The sequence below is a fragment of the Pseudomonas sp. UBA4194 genome (genome assembly GCF_002379585.1).
In the GTDB taxonomy this organism is placed as follows: Bacteria; Pseudomonadota; Gammaproteobacteria; order Pseudomonadales; family Pseudomonadaceae; genus Aquipseudomonas.
Genome location: NZ_DFUE01000014.1, coordinates 27303 through 32100, shown reverse-complemented (window position 1 = coordinate 32100; position 4798 = coordinate 27303). Strand labels below are relative to the sequence as shown.

At 63.7% G+C, this 4798-nt stretch carries 3 protein-coding genes; 2 read left to right on the top strand and 1 reads right to left on the bottom strand.

Going from position 1 to position 4798, the window contains the following annotated elements:
- Nucleotides 1-511: 511 nt before the first annotated feature.
- Complete coding sequence (locus tag B3397_RS03230) at nt 512-1396, bottom strand: LysR substrate-binding domain-containing protein (protein WP_296247258.1); 885 nt, start codon at nt 1394-1396, stop codon at nt 512-514.
- A gap of 147 nt (nt 1397-1543) precedes the next feature.
- On the opposite strand from B3397_RS03230, the gene B3397_RS03225 reads away from it, so the two are divergent.
- Together B3397_RS03225 and B3397_RS03220 are read left to right on the top strand one after the other, a co-directional pair.
- Complete coding sequence (locus tag B3397_RS03225; protein ID WP_296247256.1) at nt 1544-3034, top strand: aldehyde dehydrogenase family protein; 1491 nt, start codon at nt 1544-1546, stop codon at nt 3032-3034.
- 393 nt (nt 3035-3427) lie between these two features.
- Nucleotides 3428-4714 carry an NAD(P)/FAD-dependent oxidoreductase gene (locus B3397_RS03220; protein WP_296247255.1) on the top strand — a complete coding sequence of 429 codons (1287 nt, stop codon included), beginning with the start codon at nt 3428-3430 and terminating at the stop codon, nt 4712-4714.
- Nucleotides 4715-4798 lie beyond the last annotated feature (84 nt).

Here is a 4798-nt window from a genome sequence, read left to right as displayed (position 1 = left end):
GCAGTCAGGGGCTGAGTTAGGTGGAGGGCGGGGTCAGACCCCGTGACCCGCACCCTCGCCCTGAGGGAGGGGGGGATAAAAGCAGACCGAGACATGGCAACGAGTTCCTCCACGCCGCAGATCAGCTCCCTCTCCCCCTGGTAAAGGGCAGGGCGGCGGCCGCGATCCCCCCTCTTTCCCTGAACGTCGCGCTACCCATATTGTTTCCGTCCGCGAGTCAGTTTGGAAGACTGCGGCGTCTGGCCCCCTCACCCCAACCCTCTCCCTGAGGGAGAGGGGCTAAAAGCAGACCGAGACACAGCGGCAATCTTCGCCCACACCGCAAATCAGCTCCCTCTCCCCCAGGGAGAGGGCTGGGGTGAGGGGACCATTCACCGCAGATCCCCGAACCTTGCACCAATCCGATTGTTTCCATCCGTGGGTCAGTTTGGAAGACCGCGACGTCTGGCCCCCTCACCCCAACCCTCTCCCTGAGGGAGAGGGGGCTAAACGCGGACCACCGGGGTTGGCATCAGGAAAGTTGGGCCTGGATCCACTCCACCAGTGCGCGCACCTTGGGCACTTCCGCGGCATGCTCGGCGAACGCCACGAAGTGGGCGCCGTTGCTGCGCATGGTGTGGGCCCAGGGCATGATCAGTGCGCCGCTGGCCAGGTGCGCCTGGACCAGATAATGCGGCACCAGCGCCACGCCGCACCCGGCCAGGGCAGCGCTCAGGCACATATAGAAGGTATCGAAACGCGGCCCGTGGTAGCTGTTCTGCGACGTCAGGCCTTGCTCCAGAAACCATTCATGCCAAGCCTCCGGGCGTGAAGTGCACTGCATCAGGACCAACTCGGCCAATTGGTCGGCGCTGTGCAGAGGCTGCTCCAGCAGGTCCGGTGCGCACACCGGCACCACCTGGTCGTCGAACAGCTCGATGCAGGTTGCCCCCGGCCACGTGCCCTGGCCGAAGAAAAACCCCACGTCAGCCTTGGCCTGCAACAACGCAAACGGCTCCAGCTCGTTGCGGATATCCAGATGGATATTGGGATGCGCCTTGCCGAACCCCTTGAGCTTGGGAATCAACCAGCCGACGCCGAAACTCGGCTGGGTGGCTACAGTGAGTACTTCGGTCTCATCGCCATAGGACAGGATGTAGCGGCTGGAGATATCCACCTGCGTGAGGATCTTGTTCACCTCGGCCAGGTAAAGCGACCCTGCCGGGGTCAGTTGCAAGCGACGGCGAATGCGCAGGAACAGGTGGTGGCGCAGCATGTCCTCCAGCTGCGCGACCTGCTTGCTCACCGCGCTCTGAGTCAGGTGCAGCTCTTCGGCCGCGCGGGTGAAGCTCAAGTGCCGCGCGGCGGCTTCGAAGCATTGCAGGGCGGTCATGGACGGGACCAGACGTTTGGACATGCGAGTTACTCATCGGGTGGGCAGACGCGTTACATCACGAATCGTGGGAATGATATATGGAATATTGGTCGTTTGTGGTGGCCTACCCTGCGGATTAATACTGACCTCAATCAGTTCTTTCCATTATGCGTCGTGAAGGAGAAAAAAATGGTCGATGGCCTGCTCGAAAGCCTGGGTGTCCCGGCAACTGCCTACAAAGGTGGCAACCATCCCGTTCATACCCCTATCGATGGCAGCCAGATCGCCTCGGTCACCCTGGAAAGCAAAGCCCAGGTGCTGGCCAAGATCGACGTGGCCCAGGATGCGTTCCTGGCCTGGCGCAACGTGCCCGCGCCACGCCGTGGCGAGTTGGTACGGTTGTTTGGCGAAGTGCTGCGCGCACACAAGGCCCAGCTCGGCGAGCTGGTGTCCATCGAAGCCGGCAAGATCACCCAGGAAGGCCTGGGTGAAGTGCAGGAGATGATCGACATCTGCGACTTCGCCGTCGGCCTGTCGCGTCAGCTGTACGGCTTGACCATCGCCTCCGAGCGCCCGGGCCACCACATGCGCGAGACCTGGCAGCCTCTAGGCGTGGTAGGTGTCATCAGCGCCTTCAACTTCCCGGTCGCTGTATGGTCGTGGAACACTGCGCTGGCATTGGTGGCCGGCAACTCGGTGATCTGGAAACCCTCGGAAAAAACGCCGCTGACCGCATTGGCCTGCCAGGCGCTGTTCGAAAAGGCCCTGCAGCAGTTCGGCGACGCACCGCAAGGTCTGGCGCAGTTGGTGATTGGCGACCGCGACGCCGGCGAAGCCTTGGTCGACGACCCTCGCGTGCCGCTGGTGAGCGCCACCGGCAGCACTCGCATGGGCCGGGAAGTGGGGCCGCGAGTGGCCGCTCGCTTCGGTCGCACCATCCTCGAGCTGGGGGGCAACAATGCCATGATCCTGGCCCCCAGCGCCGATCTGGACCTGGCCGTGCGCGGCATCCTGTTCAGTGCCGTGGGCACCGCAGGTCAACGCTGCACCACGCTGCGTCGGGTGATCGTGCACAGCTCGATCAAGGACGAAGTGCTGACCCGGGTCAAGGCGGCCTACGCCAAGGTGCGTATCGGCGATCCGCGCAAGGACAATCTGGTCGGCCCGCTGATCGACAAGCAGTCGTTCAACGCCATGCAGGACGCCCTGGCCAAAGCCCGCGACGAAGGCGGCCAGGTCTTTGGTGGTGAACGCCAGCTGGCTGAGCAATACCCCAACGCCTATTACGTGGCCCCGGCCATTGCCGAGATGCCCGGCCAGAGCGAGGTGGTGCGCCACGAAACCTTCGCGCCGATCCTGTACGTGCTCACCTACGACGAATTCGACGAGGCCCTGCGTCTGAACAACGAAGTGCCACAAGGCCTGTCCTCGTGCATCTTCACCACCGATCTGCGTGAAGCCGAGCGCTTCCAGAGCGCGTCGGGCAGCGACTGCGGCATCGCCAACGTCAACATCGGCACCAGCGGCGCGGAAATCGGCGGCGCGTTCGGGGGTGAGAAGGAAACCGGCGGCGGTCGTGAGTCCGGCTCCGATGCATGGAAAGCGTACATGCGTCGTCAGACCAACACCGTGAACTACTCGCGCGAACTGCCGTTGGCCCAGGGCATCGTGTTTGATTGATTGATGGTTGATTGATGGTTGATTGATGGTTGATGTGGTGGCCGGTCTGGCGCCATCGCGGGTAGAACCCGCTCCCACAGGGGGTCTGTGCGCATCTGGAGGTCCGGGTGGGGAATGGATCCGATGTGAGGGCAGAATGATGTGGCGGCCGGTCTGGCGCCATCGCGGGTAGAACCCGCTCCCACAGGGGGTCTGTGAGCATCTGGAGATTCGGGTGGGGCATGGGTCTGATGTGGGGGCTGAATGATGTGGTGGCCGGTCTGGCGCCATCGCGGGTAGAACCCGCTCCCACAGGGGATCTTCGCTGCACTGGAGATTCCCTGTGGGAGCGGGCTCTGCCCGCGATGGCGGCGGCGCGGTCCGAACCCGATTTCCCCTGGCTTGGAATGAGTCATGAGTGAACTGCGGCAACAATGTCTTTGGGAACACATCACCGCCAGGCCTGCCCAAACGGCTGCCCTGGCCAGTGCCGTAAAGGCTGACGTCTGCGTCATCGGCGGCGGCATCACCGGGCTCTGCGCGGCAATTCACCTGCTCGAGCAAGGCCAACGCGTGGTGCTGCTCGATGCCAGCGAAATCGGCACCGGCGGCTCCGGGCGCAACGTCGGCCTGGTGAACGCCGGCACCTGGATTGCGCCCGACGAGGTCGAGCAGACCTTGGGCAGCGCTGTGGGCAGCCGCTTGAACAAGGTGCTGGGCGAGGCCCCGGCCGAAGTCTTTGCCATGATCAATCGCCACAACATCGATTGCCAGGCGCACAACCAAGGCAATCTGCACATGGCCCACAACGCCAGTGGCGCCGCCGACCTGCAATCGCGCTGTGAGCAGTGGCAGCGCCGTGGCGCCGACGTCGAACTGTTGACCGGTGCCGAGTGCGTCGACTACTGCGGCACCGATCGTGTCGAGGCGGCATTGCTGGACCGGCGTGCCGGCACCATCAACCCCATGGCCTACACCCGTGGTCTGGGCGCTGCCGTACAGCGGCTGGGCGGGCAGATTTTTCAGCATTCGCCGGTACAGACCTTGGAGAAGCAGGGCGACGGCTGGCTGGTCAAGACCGCCAAGGGCGAGGTGAGCGCAGCCAAGGTGGTGATTTCCACCGGTGCCTACACGGAGGGCGACTGGAGCAACCTGAAGCAGCAGTTCTTCCGCGGTTACTACTACCAGATCGCCTCCAAGCCGCTCCATGGGGCCGCGGCCGATGCCGTGCTCAAGCATGGCCAAGGGTCCTGGGACACGCGCCTGGTTCTGAGCAGCATTCGCCGCGACGATGAAGGGCGGTTGCTGCTGGGCAGCATGGGCCGGGTCGATAACAAACCAAGCTGGTTTGTACGCAGTTGGGCCGACCGCATTCAGGGCCACTACTTCCCCAAGCTGGGCAAGATCGAGTGGGAAATGCACTGGACGGGTTGTATCGACTTCACCCCGGATCATCTGATGCGTCTATTCGAACCCGCGCCTGGCGTGGTCTCGGTAACCGGTTACAACGGTCGCGGCAATACCACCGGAACCGTGGTGGGGCGGGCATTGGCAGAGTTCCTGCTCAAAGGCGACGCCGAACAGTTGCCGCTGCCGTTTTGCCAGAGCCAACCGGTGTCGGCGCCCGGGTTGCGCACGGGCTTGTACGAGACCGGTTTCTCGCTGTACCACGCCGGACAATGCCTGCGCGTCGTGTTGTGATTTGGCGGCGTACCGGCCGACGCCTTCGCGGCTTCACGCCGCTCCTACAGACACCACGCCCCCTCTGTAGGAGCGGCGTACAGC

Coding starts and splice junctions, on each gene's coding strand:
- B3397_RS03230 (WP_296247258.1), bottom strand. CDS start 1,396: ATGTCCAAACGTCTGGTCCCGTCCATGACCGCCCTGCAATGCTTCGAA.
- B3397_RS03225 (WP_296247256.1), top strand. CDS start 1,544: ATGGTCGATGGCCTGCTCGAAAGCCTGGGTGTCCCGGCAACTGCCTAC.
- B3397_RS03220 (WP_296247255.1), top strand. CDS start 3,428: ATGAGTGAACTGCGGCAACAATGTCTTTGGGAACACATCACCGCCAGG.